At 71.2% G+C, this 15,794-nt stretch carries 14 protein-coding genes; 5 read left to right on the top strand and 9 right to left on the bottom strand.

Going from position 1 to position 15,794, the window contains the following annotated elements; all coding sequences use genetic code 11:
- Positions 1 to 5 precede the first annotated feature (5 nt).
- Genes OH735_RS12860 through OH735_RS12850 form a run of 3 tightly spaced genes read right to left on the bottom strand, consistent with a single transcriptional unit; the run spans position 6 to position 4,652 of the window.
- Entirely contained in the window at positions 6 to 947 is a 942-nt protein-coding gene (locus OH735_RS12860; RefSeq protein ID WP_406381602.1) for a hydroxymethylglutaryl-CoA lyase, read from the bottom strand.
- Entirely contained in the window at positions 944 to 3,037 is a 2,094-nt protein-coding gene (locus OH735_RS12855; protein ID WP_406381600.1) for an acetyl/propionyl/methylcrotonyl-CoA carboxylase subunit alpha, read from the bottom strand. The genes OH735_RS12860 and OH735_RS12855 overlap by 4 nt, the downstream gene beginning before the upstream one ends.
- A gap of 7 nt (positions 3,038 to 3,044) precedes the next feature.
- Positions 3,045 to 4,652, bottom strand: a complete 1,608-nt coding sequence (locus OH735_RS12850) for a carboxyl transferase domain-containing protein (RefSeq protein WP_406381598.1) — start codon at positions 4,650 to 4,652, stop codon at positions 3,045 to 3,047.
- 97 nt (positions 4,653 to 4,749) lie between these two features.
- Here OH735_RS12850 and OH735_RS12845 point away from each other — a divergent pair, with 97 nt between their 5' ends.
- The 4 genes from OH735_RS12845 to OH735_RS12830 all read left to right on the top strand — a co-directional run bounded on the left by OH735_RS12845 (position 4,750) and on the right by OH735_RS12830 (position 9,530).
- On the top strand, positions 4,750 to 5,358 hold the full coding sequence (locus tag OH735_RS12845; protein WP_406381596.1) for a TetR/AcrR family transcriptional regulator: 609 nt from the start codon (positions 4,750 to 4,752) through the stop codon (positions 5,356 to 5,358).
- Between the two features lie 193 nt (positions 5,359 to 5,551).
- Entirely contained in the window at positions 5,552 to 7,021 is a 1,470-nt protein-coding gene (locus OH735_RS12840) for a glycosyltransferase (RefSeq protein WP_406381594.1), read from the top strand.
- 77 nt (positions 7,022 to 7,098) lie between these two features.
- On the top strand, positions 7,099 to 8,658 hold the full coding sequence (locus tag OH735_RS12835; protein WP_406381593.1) for a DUF6056 family protein: 1,560 nt from the start codon (positions 7,099 to 7,101) through the stop codon (positions 8,656 to 8,658).
- Positions 8,659 to 8,750: 92 nt separating this feature from the next.
- Complete coding sequence (locus OH735_RS12830; protein WP_189274199.1) at positions 8,751 to 9,530, top strand: phosphatase; 780 nt, start codon at positions 8,751 to 8,753, stop codon at positions 9,528 to 9,530.
- A gap of 42 nt (positions 9,531 to 9,572) precedes the next feature.
- On the opposite strand, the gene OH735_RS12825 is transcribed toward OH735_RS12830, so the two are convergent.
- The 5 genes from OH735_RS12825 to OH735_RS12805 form a co-directional block, all read right to left on the bottom strand.
- Positions 9,573 to 10,487 carry an acyl-CoA thioesterase gene (locus OH735_RS12825; protein WP_406381592.1) on the bottom strand — a complete coding sequence of 305 codons (915 nt, stop codon included), beginning with the start codon at positions 10,485 to 10,487 and terminating at the stop codon, positions 9,573 to 9,575.
- A 19-nt stretch (positions 10,488 to 10,506) separates the two neighbouring features.
- Entirely contained in the window at positions 10,507 to 11,664 is a 1,158-nt protein-coding gene (locus OH735_RS12820) for an acyl-CoA dehydrogenase family protein (protein ID WP_406381591.1), read from the bottom strand.
- A gap of 296 nt (positions 11,665 to 11,960) precedes the next feature.
- On the bottom strand, positions 11,961 to 12,797 hold the full coding sequence (locus OH735_RS12815) for an alpha/beta fold hydrolase (RefSeq protein WP_406381589.1): 837 nt from the start codon (positions 12,795 to 12,797) through the stop codon (positions 11,961 to 11,963).
- A gap of 83 nt (positions 12,798 to 12,880) precedes the next feature.
- Positions 12,881 to 13,417: a YncE family protein gene (locus OH735_RS12810; RefSeq protein WP_406381587.1), complete on the bottom strand. Its 537-nt coding sequence runs from the start codon at positions 13,415 to 13,417 to the stop codon at positions 12,881 to 12,883.
- A gap of 43 nt (positions 13,418 to 13,460) precedes the next feature.
- A complete protein-coding gene (locus OH735_RS12805) occupies positions 13,461 to 13,877 on the bottom strand; it encodes a peptidase inhibitor family I36 protein (RefSeq protein WP_406381585.1) in 417 nt (138 codons plus the stop codon).
- Between the two features lie 201 nt (positions 13,878 to 14,078).
- Between OH735_RS12805 and OH735_RS12800 the strand changes: the two genes are divergently transcribed.
- Entirely contained in the window at positions 14,079 to 14,228 is a 150-nt protein-coding gene (locus tag OH735_RS12800; RefSeq protein ID WP_406381583.1) for a hypothetical protein, read from the top strand.
- Positions 14,229 to 14,245: 17 nt separating this feature from the next.
- On the opposite strand, the gene OH735_RS12795 is transcribed toward OH735_RS12800, so the two are convergent.
- A complete protein-coding gene (locus OH735_RS12795) occupies positions 14,246 to 15,733 on the bottom strand; it encodes a PucR family transcriptional regulator ligand-binding domain-containing protein (RefSeq protein WP_406381582.1) in 1,488 nt (495 codons plus the stop codon).
- Positions 15,734 to 15,794: the final 61 nt, after the last annotated feature.

Below are 15,794 nucleotides of genomic sequence, written 5' to 3'. Positions count from 1 at the left end.
CGGTGTTATCGCACCGAGAGCGCGCGGACGGTAGGGGACGGGCTGGGTCGGCCCAGCTGTTCGGCGAGCCACACGCTGGTGGCGGTGAGCGCGTCGAGGTCGACCCCGGTTTCGATACCGAGGCCCTGGAGCATCCACACGAGGTCTTCGGTGGCGAGGTTTCCGGTCGCGCTCTTCGCGTACGGGCAGCCGCCGAGGCCGCCCGCGGACGCGTCCACGGTGGCCACACCGTGCTGGAGGGCGGCGAGGGTGTTGGACAGGGCCTGGCCGTACGTGTCGTGGAAGTGCACGCCGATGGTGTCGGTGCGCACGCCCTCCTCGTTCAGCTCGGAGAGCAGCACCTGCACATGGCCGGGCGTGGCGACGCCGATGGTGTCGCCGAGGGAGAGCTCGTCGCAGCCGAGGTCCATCAGCGCCTTAGCCACGCGGACGACCTGATGGACGGGGACGGGCCCCTCCCACGGGTCGCCGAAGCACATCGACAGATAGCCGCGGACGTGCACGTTGTCGGCCTTGGCGCGGGCCACGACCGGCTCGAACATGGCGAGCGACTCGTCGACGGTGCGGTTGAGATTGCGGGCGGCGAACGTCTCGGTCGCCGAGCCGAACACCGCGATCCGCCGGGCGCCGAGCGCCAGGGCCCGGTCCAGGCCGCGTTCGTTCGGTACGAGGACGGGCAGGGCCACGCCCCCGATGTCGGCGAGGCGGGGGAACAGGTCCTCCGCGTCGGCCAGTTGGGGCACCCACTTGGGGTGCACGAAGCTGGTCGCCTCGATGGTGGTGAGGCCCGCCGCGGCGAGGCGGTGGATGAACTCCGCCTTCACCTCGGTCGGTACGACGGCCTTCTCGTTCTGCAGCCCGTCGCGGGCGCCGACCTCGTGGATGCGCACCCGTGGGGGCAGGTCCTGGGCCGGTACGGTCATGGGCAGGGTGCCGGGTGTCGTCATGCCTGCTCCCCGGGGGCTTCGGCGGGGGCCACCACGGCCAGGATCTGGTCCATGGCGACCGTGGCACCGGCGGTGACGTCCAGCTCGGTCACGGTCCCGGCGTGCGGGGCGGAGATGACGTGTTCCATCTTCATCGCCTCGACGACGAGCAGGCTCTGACCGGCCACGACCTCGTCCCCGACCGCCACCTTCACGACGGTGACGGTGCCGGGCATGGGCGCGGCGAGCGTGTCCGCCCCGAAGTGGGCGGCGCCGGCCAGCGACGCCGCCACGGGGTCGTGATCCTGTACGTGCCAGGTGTCGCCGTCCCGGCCCAGCCAGGTTCCGTCCGGGGACGTGGCGTGGGTGAACGTGTGGGTGACACCGGCGAGTTCGATGACGACGCGGTGCGCGGACAGCTCGACCGTGTTCGCCGTCTCCTTGCCGCCGGGCAGCGGGGCCAGCGGGCCGCAGGGGCCCGTCGCGGGCTCCGGCGGCTGTGCGCCCTCCCCGACATGGCCGAACGTCAGCTCGGTGCCCGCCGGGCAGGAGCGCAGCGAGACCTGCACCGGGTCGTGGCCCGGCAGCCGGAAGTCGAGCACGGTGCGGGCGGGGGTGCCGCCCAGCCGCCAGCCGCTCGCCACCGAGAACGGGTCCACCCAGCCTGCGGCGTCCGCGGGTGAGGCGGCCGGTGCGGCGGACTGCCGCAGCAGCGCCGCGGCCGCGTACACCTCCTCCGGCACGCCCTCCGGCACCAGTGCGGCCACCTCGCGCTCCACCAGGCCGGTGTCCAGCTCGCCCGCCACCACCGCCGGGTGGGCGAGCAGCCGGCGCAGGAAGCCGGCGTTCGTCGGGACGCCGAGGATCACCGTGTCCGCGAGGGCCGCGCGCAGTCCGCGCAGCGCGGCGGTGCGGTCGGGGCCGTACGCGATGACCTTCGATAGCATCGGGTCGTACAGGCTGCCGACCTCGCCGCCCGTGGCGAGCCCGGAGTCCGTCCGTACGCCGTTGCCCTGCGGCTCGTGCAGTGCGAGGACCGTGCCGCCGGACGGCAGGAAGCCGCGGGACGGGTCCTCGGCGCAGATCCGGGCCTCGACCGCATGGCCGGTGAGGCGGATGTCCCGCTGCTCGTACGGGAGTTGCTCGCCCGCCGCGATCCTGAGCTGCCACTCCACCAGGTCCAGGCCGGTGATCAGCTCGGTGACCGGGTGTTCGACCTGGAGGCGGGTGTTCATCTCCATGAAGTAGTACGAGGCGGGGTCGTTGCCGGGGACGATGAACTCCACCGTGCCCGCGCCGACATATCCGCAGGAGCGGGCCGCCTGGACGGCCGCCTCGCCCATCGCCGCCCGGGTCTCCTCGTCGAGCAGGACGGACGGCGCCTCCTCGATGATCTTCTGGTGGCGGCGCTGCAGCGAGCATTCGCGTTCGCCGAGGTGGACCACGTTGCCGTGGGTGTCCGCCAGGATCTGGATTTCGATGTGCCGGGGCCGGTCGATCCACCGCTCCACCAGCAGCGTGTCGTCGCCGAACGAGGCGCGCGCCTCGCGCCGGGCGGCGGCGATCTCGTCCGCGAGCAGCGTCTCGTCGCGCACCAGCCGCATGCCCTTGCCGCCGCCGCCCGCCGAGGGCTTCAGCAGCACCGGCGTGCCGATCTCGCGGGCGGCGTCGCCCAGTTGGGTGTCGGTGAGCCCGCTCCCCGAGGAGCCGGGCACCACCGGGACCCCGGCCTCCGCGACCGTCTCCTTGGCCCGGATCTTGTCGCCCATCAGGGAGATGGCGTTGGCGGGCGGGCCGATGAAGGTCAGCCCCGCCTCCGCGCACGCCCGCGCGAAGCCCGCGTTCTCGGCGAGGAATCCGTACCCCGGGTGGACGGCCTGCGCGCCGGTGCGACGGGCCGCGTCCAGCAGCGCGGGCACGCTCAGATAGCTCATGGCGGCGGGCGCGGGCCCGATCCGTACCGCCGTGTCGGCCTCCCGTACGTGCCGGGCGTCCGCGTCCGCGTCGCTGAACACGGCGACCGAGCGGACGCCGAGCTCGCGCAGCGTACGGATGACACGTACCGCGATCTCGCCTCGGTTGGCGACGAGAACGGTGTCGAACATCGTCATCTGTTCCTCACATCCGGAAGACGCCGAAGCCGGGCTCACCCAGCGGGGCGTTGGCACACGCGGTCAGGGCGAGCCCCAGTACCTGCCGGGTCTCCAGCGGGTCGATCACGCCGTCGTCCCAGAGCCGGGCCGTGGCGTAGTACGCGTTGCCCTGGGTCTCGTACTGTTCGCGGATCGGGGCCTTGAACGCCTCCTCGTCCGCCGCGCTCCAGTCGTCGCCCAACTGGTCGCGCTTGACCGTCGCGAGGACGGACGCGGCCTGCTCGCCGCCCATGACGGAGATCTTCGCGTTGGGCCACATCCACAGGAAGCGGGGGGAGTAGGCGCGGCCGCACATGGAGTAGTTGCCCGCGCCGTACGAACCGCCGACGACCACCGTCAGCTTCGGCACGCGGGTGCAGGCGACCGCCGTCACCATCTTGGCGCCGTGCTTGGCGATGCCGCCGGCCTCGTAGTCCCGCCCCACCATGAAGCCCGAGATGTTCTGCAGGAAGACCAGCGGGATGCCGCGCTGGTCGCACAGCTCGATGAAATGGGCGCCCTTCTGGGCGGACTCGGAGAACAGGATGCCGTTGTTGGCGACGATCCCGACCGGGTGGCCGTGGATCCGGGCGAAGCCGGTGATCAGCGTCGTCCCGTACTCGGCCTTGAACTCGGCGAACCGTGAGCCGTCCACCACCCGGGCGATCACCTCCCGGACGTCGTACGGCGTGCGGGAATCGACCGGGACGGCCCCGTACAGCCCCGCGGGATCGACCTTCGGCTCGTCGACGGGGTGCACGGGCCACGGGAGCGCGCCACGCTCCGGCAGCGTGGCGACGATGTTCCGCACGATCCGCAGCGCGTGCGCGTCGTCCTCGGCGAGATGGTCGGTGACCCCCGACGTACGGGAGTGCACCTCGCCGCCGCCGAGCTCCTCGGCCGTCACGACCTCGCCGGTCGCGGCCTTCACCAGCGGCGGACCGCCCAGGAAGATCGTGCCCTGGTTCCGTACGATCACGGCCTCGTCGCTCATCGCGGGGACGTACGCCCCGCCCGCCGTGCACGACCCCAGCACGGCCGCGATCTGCGGGATGCCGGCCCCCGACATCCGGGCCTGGTTGTAGAAGATCCGCCCGAAGTGCTCCCGGTCCGGGAAGACCTCGTCCTGCATCGGCAGGAACGCGCCGCCCGAGTCGACGAGATACAGGCAGGGGAGCCGGTTCTCCAGCGCCACCTCCTGGGCGCGCAGGTGCTTCTTCACGGTCATCGGGTAGTACGTGCCGCCCTTGACGGTCGCGTCGTTGGCGACGATCACGCACTCCCGGCCGCTGACCCGGCCGATCCCGGCGATCACCCCGGCCGCCGGGGCGGCGCCCCCGTACAGCCCCTCGGCCGCCAGCGGGGCCAGCTCCAGGAACGGGGAACCCGGATCGAGCAGGGTGTCCACCCGGTCCCGGGGCAGCAGCTTGCCGCGCGCCACATGCCGGGCGCGCGCCTTCTCACCCCCGCCGAGCCTGGCCGTGGCGAGCCGCGTGCGCAGCTCGTCGGCGAGCGCGTGATGCGCCGCCTCGTTGGCCTGCCAGGCCTCGGAGGCGGGATCGGCCGCGCTCGCCAGAACCGGTGCCTGCTGCATCCTGTCGAGCCCCCTTGCCCGTACCGCAGTGGTTAGTGAGCGTTAACGTATGCCTTCAGGTTAACGACCGCTAACCCGACTGTCTAGAATCGAATCCATGACCATCAGGACGGACGCCCCCACCCGCCGCGAGCAGATCCTCAAGGAGGCCGCCCGCCTCTTTGCCGAGCGCGGCTTCCACGGTGTCGGCGTCGACGAGATAGGTGCCGCGGTCGGCATCAGCGGCCCCGGTCTCTACCGGCACTTCCCCGGCAAGGACGCGATGCTCGCCGAACTGCTCGTCGGCATCAGTGAGCGGCTGCTGGCGGGCGGGCGGCTGCGGGTGTCGCAGGACGCCGCCGGTGGCGACGGCTCGCCGCAGGCCCTGCTCGACGCGCTCATCGAGGGCCACATCGACTTCGCCCTCGACGACCGCCCCCTGATCACCCTCCACGACCGCGAGCTGGACCGCCTCCGGGACGCCGACCGCAAGCGGGTCCGCCAGCTCCAGCGGCAGTACGTCGAGGTGTGGGTGGAGGTCGTCCGCGAGGTGTATCCGGACCTGCCCGAGCACGAGGCCCGCGCCGCCGTCCACGCCGTCTTCGGGCTGCTGAACTCGACCCCGCACCTGGGCCGCCCCGGCGCGCAGCCCGACCGCGCCGGCACCGCGGCGCTGCTGCACCGGCTGGCGCGCGGGGCGTTCGAGGCGGCGGCGGTCCGCCCGTAAGGCCTGCGCGCCGGTGCCCGGCGGAGGGCACCCGATTCAACGCGGCCTTGAACATATGAATTGATGAGAGCGGGGCCAGGGAGTTCCTCGGATTCTCTTTCTTTTTCCCCGACGAGCTCCGTCGCTCGGGGTTTCGCGGTGCCCCCAGGCATATGGTTTGAGCTGTCTCACCCACGCCTGATGGGGAATTTAAATGAAAACATGTCAGGTTTCGATCGTTGTCCCGTGTTTCAATGAGGACGAGGTCATCGAGGCGTTTCACCGTGCGCTGATCTCCGCCCTCGAACCCACTCGGCGGACCTTCGAGATCTGTTATGTCGACGACGGCAGCAGTGACCGGACCAGGCTCCGGATCGGTTCACTCGCCACCGCGGACCGGCGGGTCCGCTACACCTCCTTCAGCCGCAATTTCGGCAAGGAGGCCGCCATGCTCGCGGGGCTGCGCATGTCCCGCGGCGACGCCGTCGTCCTCATGGACGCCGACCTCCAGCACCCGCCCGAGCTGGTGCCCCGCATGCTGGAACTGCGGCAGCGCGGCTACGACCAGGTCGTCGCGCGGCGCGACCGCGACGGCGAGGGCGCCCTGCGCACCGTTCTCAGCGCCGCCTACTACCGGGCCATGGGCCGGTGCATGGACGTCGAGGTCGTCGACGGCGAGGGCGACTTCAGGCTGCTGTCGCGCACCGCCGTGGACGCCGTGCTCGCGCTGCCCGAGAGCAACCGGTTCTCCAAGGGGATCTTCTCCTGGATCGGCTTCGACACCGTCAGCTTCACGTACCGCAACATCCAGCGCGCGGCGGGACGTTCGAAGTGGGGCGGCAGACGCCTGTTCAACTACGGGATCGACGGGCTGATCTCCTTCAACAGCCGCCCGCTGCGCCTGGCCATCCACGGCGGCCTCGCTCTCGCACTGGCGGCACTGGGATACGCCCTGTGGACCATCGCCGGCGTCGTGCTCCACGGCGTCGCCGTACCCGGCTACACCACCCTGCTGACCGCCATCGTGGCGCTCGGCGGAATCCAGCTCGCCACGCTCGGCGTCATCGGTGAATACGTGGGACGCATCTACTGCGAGGCGAAACGCCGCCCGCACTATGTGGTGCGCGAAACGAATGAATCTCCGCGTGTCCTCCCGGTCGATATTCCGGCGGAGGTGCGTTCGGGCCCGCCCGCCCCCGCGGGCAGGAGACCACGGGCGGGGCGTACCGGTTCGACCGCGCTCGGCGCGTCCAGGTTCCGCACCGTGCGTCAGTTCATCGATTTCGGGCTGATCGGAGTAATCAATACGGCGGTATATCTGGCCGTGTACGCCACGCTGAATACCTGGATTCCCTATCTGGCCGCGCACGTCATCGGATATGTGGTCAGCATCGTGGGATCGTTCCTGCTCAACTCGTACATCACCTGCCGTACGAAGCCGACCTGGCAGGCCCTCGTCCGGTATCCGCTGTCGAGCGTCGTCAATCTCGTACTCACGGGCGTTCTGCTCTACCTCGGCGTGAGCAGGCTGGGCATGGACAAGAACATCGCCGCCGTGGCCGCGGGAGTCCTCGCCACCCCCTTCTCGTTCCTCCTCGCCCGCTGGGCCATCGACTCCGGCACCGTCCTGGCCCGGCAGGGCGCCGCCCCGGCCGAGAGCCGTGCCGGACACACCGCACCGTGAAACCACACCGTGAAACCCATCGCCCGGACCTCTCGGCGGGCAAGACGCGAGCACCGTACGAAGGACACCCAGTGCACATGACCGCTGACACCTCGAAATCCGCATCCGCCGACACGCCGAATACCGCCGATACGCCGGAGGCCGCCGGCACACAGGCGCAGAGTGCGGACTCCCACCGGCCGGAAGCCCGCCCGACCCCCGCGCGGCGGTGGGCGTCGATCTGGACGACGGCCCTCACCCTGCTGCCGCTCGCCCTGCTCGGCGCGGCCTTCTGGATCGGCCGCCTGGTCCGTCCGGGCGGGGACGACTGGTGCTTCCTGCCGGTCGTACGGGACGAGGGCGCCTCCGGGATGATCGCGAAGTTCTTCCTCCACGACAACGGACGCATCGCCAACGCGGTGCTCGTCGTCGCGTACGGGGCCTTCGGAGTCGCGGGCCACCAGTGGTTCGCCCTGGTCAGCGGGGTGCTCATGCTGGGCATCCTCTGGGCGCTCATCGCCTCCGTGCTCAAGAGAGCCGGGCTGACCGCGCCGCGCGGGCTCGCGCTGCTGGTGGGCGCGATGACGGCGGTGATCTTCTTTCTCGCGACGCCCAACCCGTACAAGACGTTCTACTGGCCCGCCAACTCCGTCTCGCACACCGTCGCACCGGTACTGGCCTGCGCCGCCCTGATCCCCCTGCTGCGCGCACGGACCGGGCGGGGACGCGCCCTCGCGCTGGGCGTCGCGTACCTGGCCGGGATCTTCATCGGCACCCTGTCGGAGGAGACGGCGGTCGTCGCGTTCACCCTGCTCGCCGCCGTCCTGCTGATCAGCTGCTGGTCCCTTCCCGGTCCCGGCCGGACCCACACGCGTATCTGGTGCGTCGTCGCCTTCGCCGGGGTCGCGGTCGGAACGGCCATCCTGTACCTGTCGCCCGGCGCGCGCACCCGGCGTGAACGGTTCGGCGCCGACGGCGCCTCCATGTTCGGGCCGGAGGCACTGACCACGGCGCTGCGGGCGTTCGAGCACATCCTCGGGACGATCTTCACGACCTGGCAGTACGTGGGAGCGGTCGCCGTCGGCGTACTGCTGGGCCTGCTCGTGCGCGGCGGCGGGCCGCAGGGAAAGAACGCGCCGGTGGGGTCCCTGCGCCGCAGGCCCTTCATTCCGGTCGTCGTCGGGTTCCTCGCCTTCCTGGTCTCCGGCTACCTCTGCATCGTCGTCGCCTACCCCGTCTTCGGGGCGAGCGTGGTGAACGCGTCGCGCATCTGGGGCGACTTCCTCCTGCTGTACGTGCTGCTCCTGGTCGGCGTCGGCGCCCTGCTGGGACGGGCACTGCGCACCGTCCGGTGGGGGATCCGCGCGGTGACGGCGGTGGCCGCCGGTGCCGTCTGCGCCGTGGTCTGTGCCGGCCTCGCCGTCCCGCTGCTCCAGCTGGAGCGGAAGATGGACGTGCGCGCCCAGCGCTGGGACCGGCAGGACCGGTGGCTGAGGGAGCAGGCGGCGCGCGGCGCCCAGGTGCTTCCGTACACACCGGTGTCGGTCAGCGGGATGGGGGAGCCGTTCGGTGACCACGGCAAGAGGCTGTGGCCGGGACAGTGCGTCGCCACGTACTACCACCTCAAGAAGATCACCTACTCGACCAAGCTTCCCTGACCGGCCGGGCGGCGCGGCCCGCCCGCGCCGCCCGGCCGTCCGTCGTACAAGACACCCGGCACACTGCGCACACCTGACGGCACAATGGGTTCATGCCGATACCCAGCCGTGCCGCCCTCGTCGAACACCTTGTCCGTACGCGTATCGCCGGAGACGTCGCCACCCCCCGCGACAACAACCTCTCCCACTACCGCAAGCTCGCCAACGGCGACCGCCACTACTGGCTGGGTCTGGAGCTCGGGGACCGGTGGCGCGACGAGCAGGACGTGCTGGCCGTGATGGCCGAGCGGTGCGGGGTCAGCGACGACCCGGAGCACCGGTTCGGGCAGGACACCATCGACCCGGAGCTGACGGTCGACGCCCTGGAGCGGATGGCGGCGCGGCTGCGCAAGGCGGCGGCGGGCGCGCAGCGCGTGCTGTTCGCGACCGGGCACCCGGGCGGGCTCCTCGACGTGCACCGGCAGACCGCGCAGGCGCTGCGGGCCGCCGGGTGCGAGATCGTACGGATCCCCTCGGGGCTGGTGGCCGACGAGGGCATGGTGTTCCAGTTCGCGGACGTCGCGGTGCAGGAACGCGGCGCGACGCTCTGGCACACGCACTCGCCCGCCCCGATGGCCGCGATCCTGGACGGTCTGGAGCGGGAGGGCCGGCCGTTGCCGGACCTGGTCGTCGCCGACCACGGATGGGCGGGGTGCGCGGCGCAGCGCGGGCTGGACGCGGTGGGGTACGCGGACTGCAACGACCCGGCGCTGTTCCTCGGCGAGGCGGAGGGGACGCTCCAGGTGGCCGTACCGCTGGACGACCACGTGCTGGACCCGCGGTTCTACGACCCGCTGACGGACTATCTGCTGGACGCGGCGGGGCTGATCTGACGCCGACGGGGTGCGGAGGGGGCGGCGGGACGGGGCGACGGGTCAGGCCCGGGGAACGCGGACCACGCCCTCCTGGATCACGGTGATCGCCAGCCGTCCGTCCTGCGTGTATATCCGGGCCTGGCCGAGTCCCCGCCCGCCGGAAGCGGACGGCGACTCCTGGTCGTACAGCAGCCACTCGTCGGCCCGGAACGGCCGGTGGAACCACATCGCGTGGTCCAGGCTCGCCCCGACCACGTCGCCGACCGTCCAGCCGCCGCGCCCGTGGGCGAGGAGCACCGAGTCGAGCAGCGTCATGTCGGAGACGTACGTCGCCATGCAGACGTGCAGCAGCGGGTCGTCCGCGAGCTTGCCGTTGGTGCGGAACCACACCTGGGAGCGGGGCTCGCGCGGTTCGCCGACCGTGCCGAAGGGCGGCTCGTCGACGTACCGCAGGTCGACCGCCGCCCGTGCCTCGATCATCCGGTCCACGATGCCCGGGTCGCTGAAGCGGTCCGCGTACCGGGGCAGCATCTGCTCGGCGGTGGGCAGCGTCTCGGGGTCCGGGGCGGGCGGCATGGCCGCCTGGTGCTCCAGCCCCTCCTCGTGCGTCTGGAACGACGCCGAGAGGTGGAAGATCGGCTGGCCGTGCTGGACGGCGACGACCCGGCGGGTGGTGAAGGAGCGGCCGTCGCGGATGCGGTCGACGCTGTAGACGATCGGCGCGCCGGGGTCGCCCATCCGCAGGAAGTAGGAGTGCAGGGAGTGGGCGGATGGGGTCTCCCCTGCCCGAGCGGAGCCGAGAGCTCGGGGAAGGGCGGCGGGGACGGTACGGCCGGCGGCGACCAGGGCCTGGGCCGCGACCTGGCCGCCGAAGACGCGGGGCACGATCGCCGAACGGCTCGTACCCCGGAAGATGTCCTGCTCGATCTGCTCCAGGTCGAGCAGATCGAGCAGGGAATCAAGTGCTGAGCTCATGGGGAGAACGTAGCTGCTCTCACAGTCCCATGGACTTGGCGATGATCGACTTCATGACCTCGCTGGTGCCGCCGTAGATGCGGTTGACCCGGTTGTCCGCGTACAGGCGGGCGATCGGGTACTCGTTCATGTAGCCGTAGCCGCCGTGCAGCTGGAGGCAGCGGTCGATGACGCGGTGCGCCACCTCGGTGCAGAACAGCTTCGCGGAGGCGGCCTCGGCGGCGGTCAGCTCACCGGCGTCGTGGGCCTCGATGGCACGGTCGCAGACGGCCTCGGCGGCATCCACCTCGGCCTGGCAGGCGGCCAGTTCGAACTTGGTGTTCTGGAACGACGCGACGGCCTTGCCGAAAACGGTGCGGTCCTGCACATAGTTCTGGGCGAACCGGACGGCGGCCTTGGCCTGGGCGTACGCGCCGACGGCGATGCCGAGGCGCTCCTGCGGCAGGTTCTGGCCGAGGTAGGAGAAGCCCTTGTTCTCCTCGCCGAGGAGGTCCTCGACCGGCACCTTGACGTCGACGAACGCCAGCTCGGCGGTGTCGGAGGTGCGCAGCCCCAGCTTGTCGAGCTTGCGGCCGACCGAGTAGCCCTCGGCCTTGGTGTCGACGACGAGGAGGGAGATGCCGTGCCGCCGGTCGTCCGCCTTGGGCGCGTCCGTGCGGGCGCAGACGATGACCCGGTCGGCGTGGACGCCGCCGGTGATGAACGTCTTGGCGCCGTTGAGGACGTAGTGCGTGCCGTCCTCGGAGAGCTTGGCGGTGGTCTTCATGCCGGCCAGGTCGGAACCGGTGCCCGGCTCGGTCATGGCTATGGCGTACATCGTCCTGCCGCTGACGAAGTCCGGCAGCCAGCGCTTCTTCTGCTCCTCGGTGGCGTACGCCTTGATGTACGGAAGGCAGAGCAGGACGTGCACGCCGGAGCCGCCGAAGTTGACGGCCGCGCGGGCGCACTCCTCGGCGATGATCGCCTCGAACTTGAACGACTCGACCCCGGCGCCGCCGAACTCCTCGGGCACCTCGATGCCGAATACGCCCAGCTCGGCGAGCTTGTAGTAGAAGTCGCGGGGCACCTGGCCGGCCGCGAACCATTCGTCGTAGACGGGGGCGACCTCGGCCTCGATGAAGGCGCGGATGGTCTCCCGGAACGCCTCGTGGTCCTCGTTGAATACCGTACGGCGCACGGGGGTGCCTCCTTGGTCAGCTGCGATCGGCTTCGGGCGAGCATCGGGCGAGCTCCGGCCAGGCTGGCTAAGCGCTTGCTCAGTTCTGGTCAAAAGTTACCCGGCGGTCACCGGCGCTGTCCAGGGTGATGCTCAGCACGCCCGCGTGGACGGCTCGGCCGGATACGCGCAAGAGCCCTTCCCGGCCGCCGGCCGGGAAGGGCTCATCAGGCTTTCTGCTGGGGTTTCTTGATCCTTTTCCACCCCCGGCCCGGGCGTCTTCGGTGGACGCGGTGGCGGCCGACGCAGGCCGGGTGTCAGTCGGCCGCCGTGGCGGCTCGGAGGACGAGGTCGGTGACCGCTTCGGGGTGGGAGATCATCGCCACGTGGGACGAGTCGATCTCCACCGTGTGCGAACCCGCGCGCTTCGCCTCGAAGCGTTCCTGGTCGGGGTTGACGGTCTTGTCCTGCTTCGCGACGAGGAACCATGAGGGGATGTGCTTCCAGGCGGCCACCTTGGCCTTCTCCGAGAACGCGGTCGTCGCCACGGGCCGTTGGGTCGCCGCCAGGACTCTCGCGGTGCTCTCCGGCAGGTCGGCGGCGAAGACCTGATGGAGCCTGTCGGGCTTGAGGTACAGGTCGGTCCCGACGGCCTTGCCGCCGGCTCGGTAGGGAACGGACCTTGTGGCGGTGCCGAGTTCGCTGGGGAACCTGGCGCCCAGGGACATTCCGCTCTCGCCCACGTCGGGCATCAGCGCCGACACGTACACCAGCGACTTCACCCGGGGGTTGCCCGCGGCGGCCGAGCTGATCACGGCGCCGCCGTACGAATGCCCCGCCAGCACGATCGGCCCCTTGATGCTGTCCAGGACGGAAGCGATGTAGGTGGAGTCGTTGTACAGCCCGCGCAGCGGGTTGGCGGGAGCGATGACGGTGTAGCCGCGGTGTTCGAGGCGTTCGACGACCCCGTTCCAGCTGGAGGCGTCCGCGAACGCCCCGTGCACCAGCACGATGGTGGGTTTGGTCGTGGTCCTGCCGCCGGCCGTGGCGGCAGAGGCCGGCACGGCCGTGCACATGACCATGGCGCACCCGACTGCCATGACATGATCGCGGCGTATTCGGCGCCGTGAGCCGGTGCCCTGAAGCGCTGCCATGTCGTCCTCGCCTTCCGTGGGATCTGCCGTACCGAGTGTTCACGCGTCCGCACCGGCGGGCACGGCCACGTACTCCGACCGGGTCACAGAAGTGGGCCATGGGAGTGAACGCGGGAGCCAACGGGTGTGCAGAACCTGCGGCGTGAGCTGTGTGCATTTCCGATGACCGCCCAGTGCCGTGCGTAAATCACTGACTCGACCGGCTTTGAGTCGTAGAAGCCGTGCCACTGCGCGAACTTCCGTTTGTGCGGCGCACGCTCAGCGTGGGATGTCGAGTCGATGACGGTGAGGGCGTTCGCCACGTAAGCCCTGCCACCGTTACGACTTAACGCAACGCTCACCGGAGATTTACCGACCGGGATGGTCGCGGCCACCCGGTTGGTTCGGGTGTCGATCACCGAGACGGTGTTGGAACTGCCGTTGGTGACATAGAGGGACCTGCCATCGGGGCTGAGGCCGACACCCGTGGGGCTCGACGGCTGCCCCGCGCAGCCGGATCGTAGACGGTCGGCCGTCCGAGGGAGCCCCCGACAACCCGAAATCCGGCAACACGGGCTTGACGGAAGACGTGGAGGTACCCCCTGGACGGCCGACCGTGGGGTGCCTGCTGTGGGTCTCACCCCCACCGCCCGGCGCAGCGCATGCGGCTCACTGAGGGTGGGGCTACTGGGGCTTGAAGGAGCGGATCTGGTAGCTCCCCTGGAGGTTGCCGCCGCTTCCGGCAGGGGTGGATCCGACCCGGGCGTTGTAGTTGGTCTGCGTGTAGTACTGAACGCGGTGCCCGGTCGCGTTCCACACGGAGCGCACGTTCTGGCCCCGCTGGATGAAGGAGCAGTCGTCGGCGGTATTCGCCCGCTTCTTGTCCGACCACTGGCAGCGGGTTCCACCCCCGTTCCAGTCGCTGTAGATACAGAAGTATCCGGGGCTGCAGCTGTAGGAAGCCCGGGCACTCTCCACGGCGGCCGTCCCGGTATCGACGGCGTTACCGGCGTTCTCGGCGGCTCCGGCCGCGGCGGGCCCGGTGCCGAGCCCCAGGGCCAAGGCGATCGAGGTGACGGCGAGCGCGGTGATGCGGTTCATGACGGAAACCTCTCTTCCTGACGGTGATCAAGGCTCTGTTCCCTGATCAACAGCAGCGTGGCACGGCCGCGACCTGCGCAGACAGGCGGAAAAGGGGGCGCTCGAAGCGTCTCTCCCGGCCCGCGAGACTTCCGCGTACCCCGGCGCGTGATGCGAGCCGGTCGGCCGCCTCCGGTACTTCGACGCAGCTGTCGTTCGCACTTGAGCTGTACGACGGTCTTCTGGCGGCTGCTGTCGCAGGCGCTGCCCGAGTACGAGGAGCGTCGGGCCGAGCTCGACGAACTCGGCCGGCGCATGTGGATGGGAGAGATCGCCCAGGAGGATCCATCCAGGGCCCTACTGGGGCGCTGATCACCCCGCCACCCGCCTCACCCCCGCCGCAGCGCGAACCACAGTTCCGTCCGTACGTCCATGTCGTCCAGGTCCGCGTCCAGGAGCGCCGCACAGCGGGCGATGCGCTGGCGGACCGTGTTGCGGTGGACCTGGAGGGCGGTGGCCGTGCGGTCCCAGCTGCCGTGCAGGCTCAGCCAGCAGCGCAGGGTCTCGGCCAGCGGCTCGGTGAGCGGGGCGAGGAGGGCGCGGGCATGGGCCTCGGCCTGGTCCGGGGGGATCAGGGCGGACAGGCCGAGGCCGGCGTCGGAGTGGTGGTGGGTCAGCGGGGTGCGGGTGGCCGCGGCGCGGCCCAGGGCGCGGGACGCCTGACCGTCGGCGAGGTCGAGCGCGGTGATGGGCGCGGGGGCGGAGGCGCCGAGCGTCCAGCCGGGCTGCGGGGTGATCCGGTCGCCGACGGGGACCAGCACCCTGACGGCGTCGCGGCCCCGGCCCGCGTCGACCAGCGCCGAGCCCAGGGACGCGCCCAGCGCGCCGGCGGTCAGCGGGTCGACCGGCCCGGCGCCGCCGCTGCGGCGCGCGTGTACCACCGTCCACTCCTCGGCGCCGCCGAGCAGCGGGGCGACGTCCTGCGGGTCCGCGCCCAGCAGCAGCCGTACGAGGGCCGCCGACCGGCCCGCCGCGTCCGCGCCCTGGTGCGGGGCGGCCAGCAGGGAGAGCAGGACGACCGCCACCCCGGCGATCGTGTGGTCGCCCCCCTCGCGCCGGTCCGTCCCGAGCGCCAGGACGAGACCCTGGCCGCCGCCCAGCGCGTACGCGGACAGGTGCACGCCCCGCACCGTGTCGGTGGCGGACGTCGGCGCGGGGCGCGGCCCGGCGCCGACCACCCTGGTGAGCCGGGCCAGCGCCGCCCCGACGTCGGGGGCCGGGCGGCGGCCCGCCGCGTGCAGCTCCTCGCCGTCCGCGGAGAGCAGCACCGCCCGGCCTCCCAACTGGGCCGCCAGCTGGTGCAGCACCGCGGGCACCGGGTCCGGCCGGGCCGCCGCCGTGGCCAGGGCCTGTTGCGCCCGGGTCACCCGGCGCAGCTCACGGTGGCGGGCCTCGGCCATCAGCTGCCACACGGCCCGGGCGATCGTCGTGAACGGGGTCTCGGGCGGCACCTCCACCAGGGGCAGGCCGTGCCGGTCGCACGCCTCGATCAGCGCCCGCGGCACCGTGTCGAACACCGGCGTCACCCCGAAACCGAGCGCCGCCGCCCCCGCCTCCACCAGCCGCGCCACATAGGCGTCCGGGTCCTTGAGCGTCAGCCCGGCGCTCAGCAGCAGCTCACCGCCGAGCAGATACGGGTACGGGTCGGCCATCTCCGAGGTGTGCACCCACAGCACATCTGCCTCGGCCGGACCCGCGATCCGGTGCAGCCCGAGCTCCTCCCGGGCGAGCAGCTCGGTGAGCGGGATCGGCGGAGTGGGGGGAGCGGAAGGAGAGGGGGGAGTGGGCGGGGTGAGCTCGGCCAAGATGTCCGGCATGGACGATCCATCCATTGGTGATTTCGATTATGGATGAAACGTACACTTCAGTGCCGCCTGT

Source organism: Streptomyces sp. NBC_01618, assembly GCF_045209435.1.
Taxonomy (GTDB): domain Bacteria; phylum Actinomycetota; class Actinomycetes; order Streptomycetales; family Streptomycetaceae; genus Streptomyces.
Note: the sequence above shows the minus strand (reverse complement) of the source record. Positions and strands in the feature narration are given on the sequence as shown.

What these genes read in the sequence shown, in the direction of transcription:
- OH735_RS12815 (WP_406381589.1), bottom strand. Translation starts at nt 12,797, where the DNA reads ATGGCAGCGCTTCAGGGCACCGGCTCACGGCGCCGAATACGCCGCGAT.
- OH735_RS12855 (WP_406381600.1), bottom strand. Translation starts at nt 3,037, where the DNA reads ATGACGATGTTCGACACCGTTCTCGTCGCCAACCGAGGCGAGATCGCG.
- OH735_RS12840 (WP_406381594.1), top strand. Translation starts at nt 5,552, where the DNA reads ATGAAAACATGTCAGGTTTCGATCGTTGTCCCGTGTTTCAATGAGGAC.
- OH735_RS12830 (WP_189274199.1), top strand. Translation starts at nt 8,751, where the DNA reads ATGCCGATACCCAGCCGTGCCGCCCTCGTCGAACACCTTGTCCGTACG.
- OH735_RS12805 (WP_406381585.1), bottom strand. Translation starts at nt 13,877, where the DNA reads ATGAACCGCATCACCGCGCTCGCCGTCACCTCGATCGCCTTGGCCCTG.
- OH735_RS12845 (WP_406381596.1), top strand. Translation starts at nt 4,750, where the DNA reads ATGACCATCAGGACGGACGCCCCCACCCGCCGCGAGCAGATCCTCAAG.
- OH735_RS12850 (WP_406381598.1), bottom strand. Translation starts at nt 4,652, where the DNA reads ATGCAGCAGGCACCGGTTCTGGCGAGCGCGGCCGATCCCGCCTCCGAG.
- OH735_RS12825 (WP_406381592.1), bottom strand. Translation starts at nt 10,487, where the DNA reads ATGAGCTCAGCACTTGATTCCCTGCTCGATCTGCTCGACCTGGAGCAG.
- OH735_RS12835 (WP_406381593.1), top strand. Translation starts at nt 7,099, where the DNA reads ATGACCGCTGACACCTCGAAATCCGCATCCGCCGACACGCCGAATACC.
- OH735_RS12795 (WP_406381582.1), bottom strand. Translation starts at nt 15,733, where the DNA reads ATGCCGGACATCTTGGCCGAGCTCACCCCGCCCACTCCCCCCTCTCCT.
- OH735_RS12860 (WP_406381602.1), bottom strand. Translation starts at nt 947, where the DNA reads ATGACGACACCCGGCACCCTGCCCATGACCGTACCGGCCCAGGACCTG.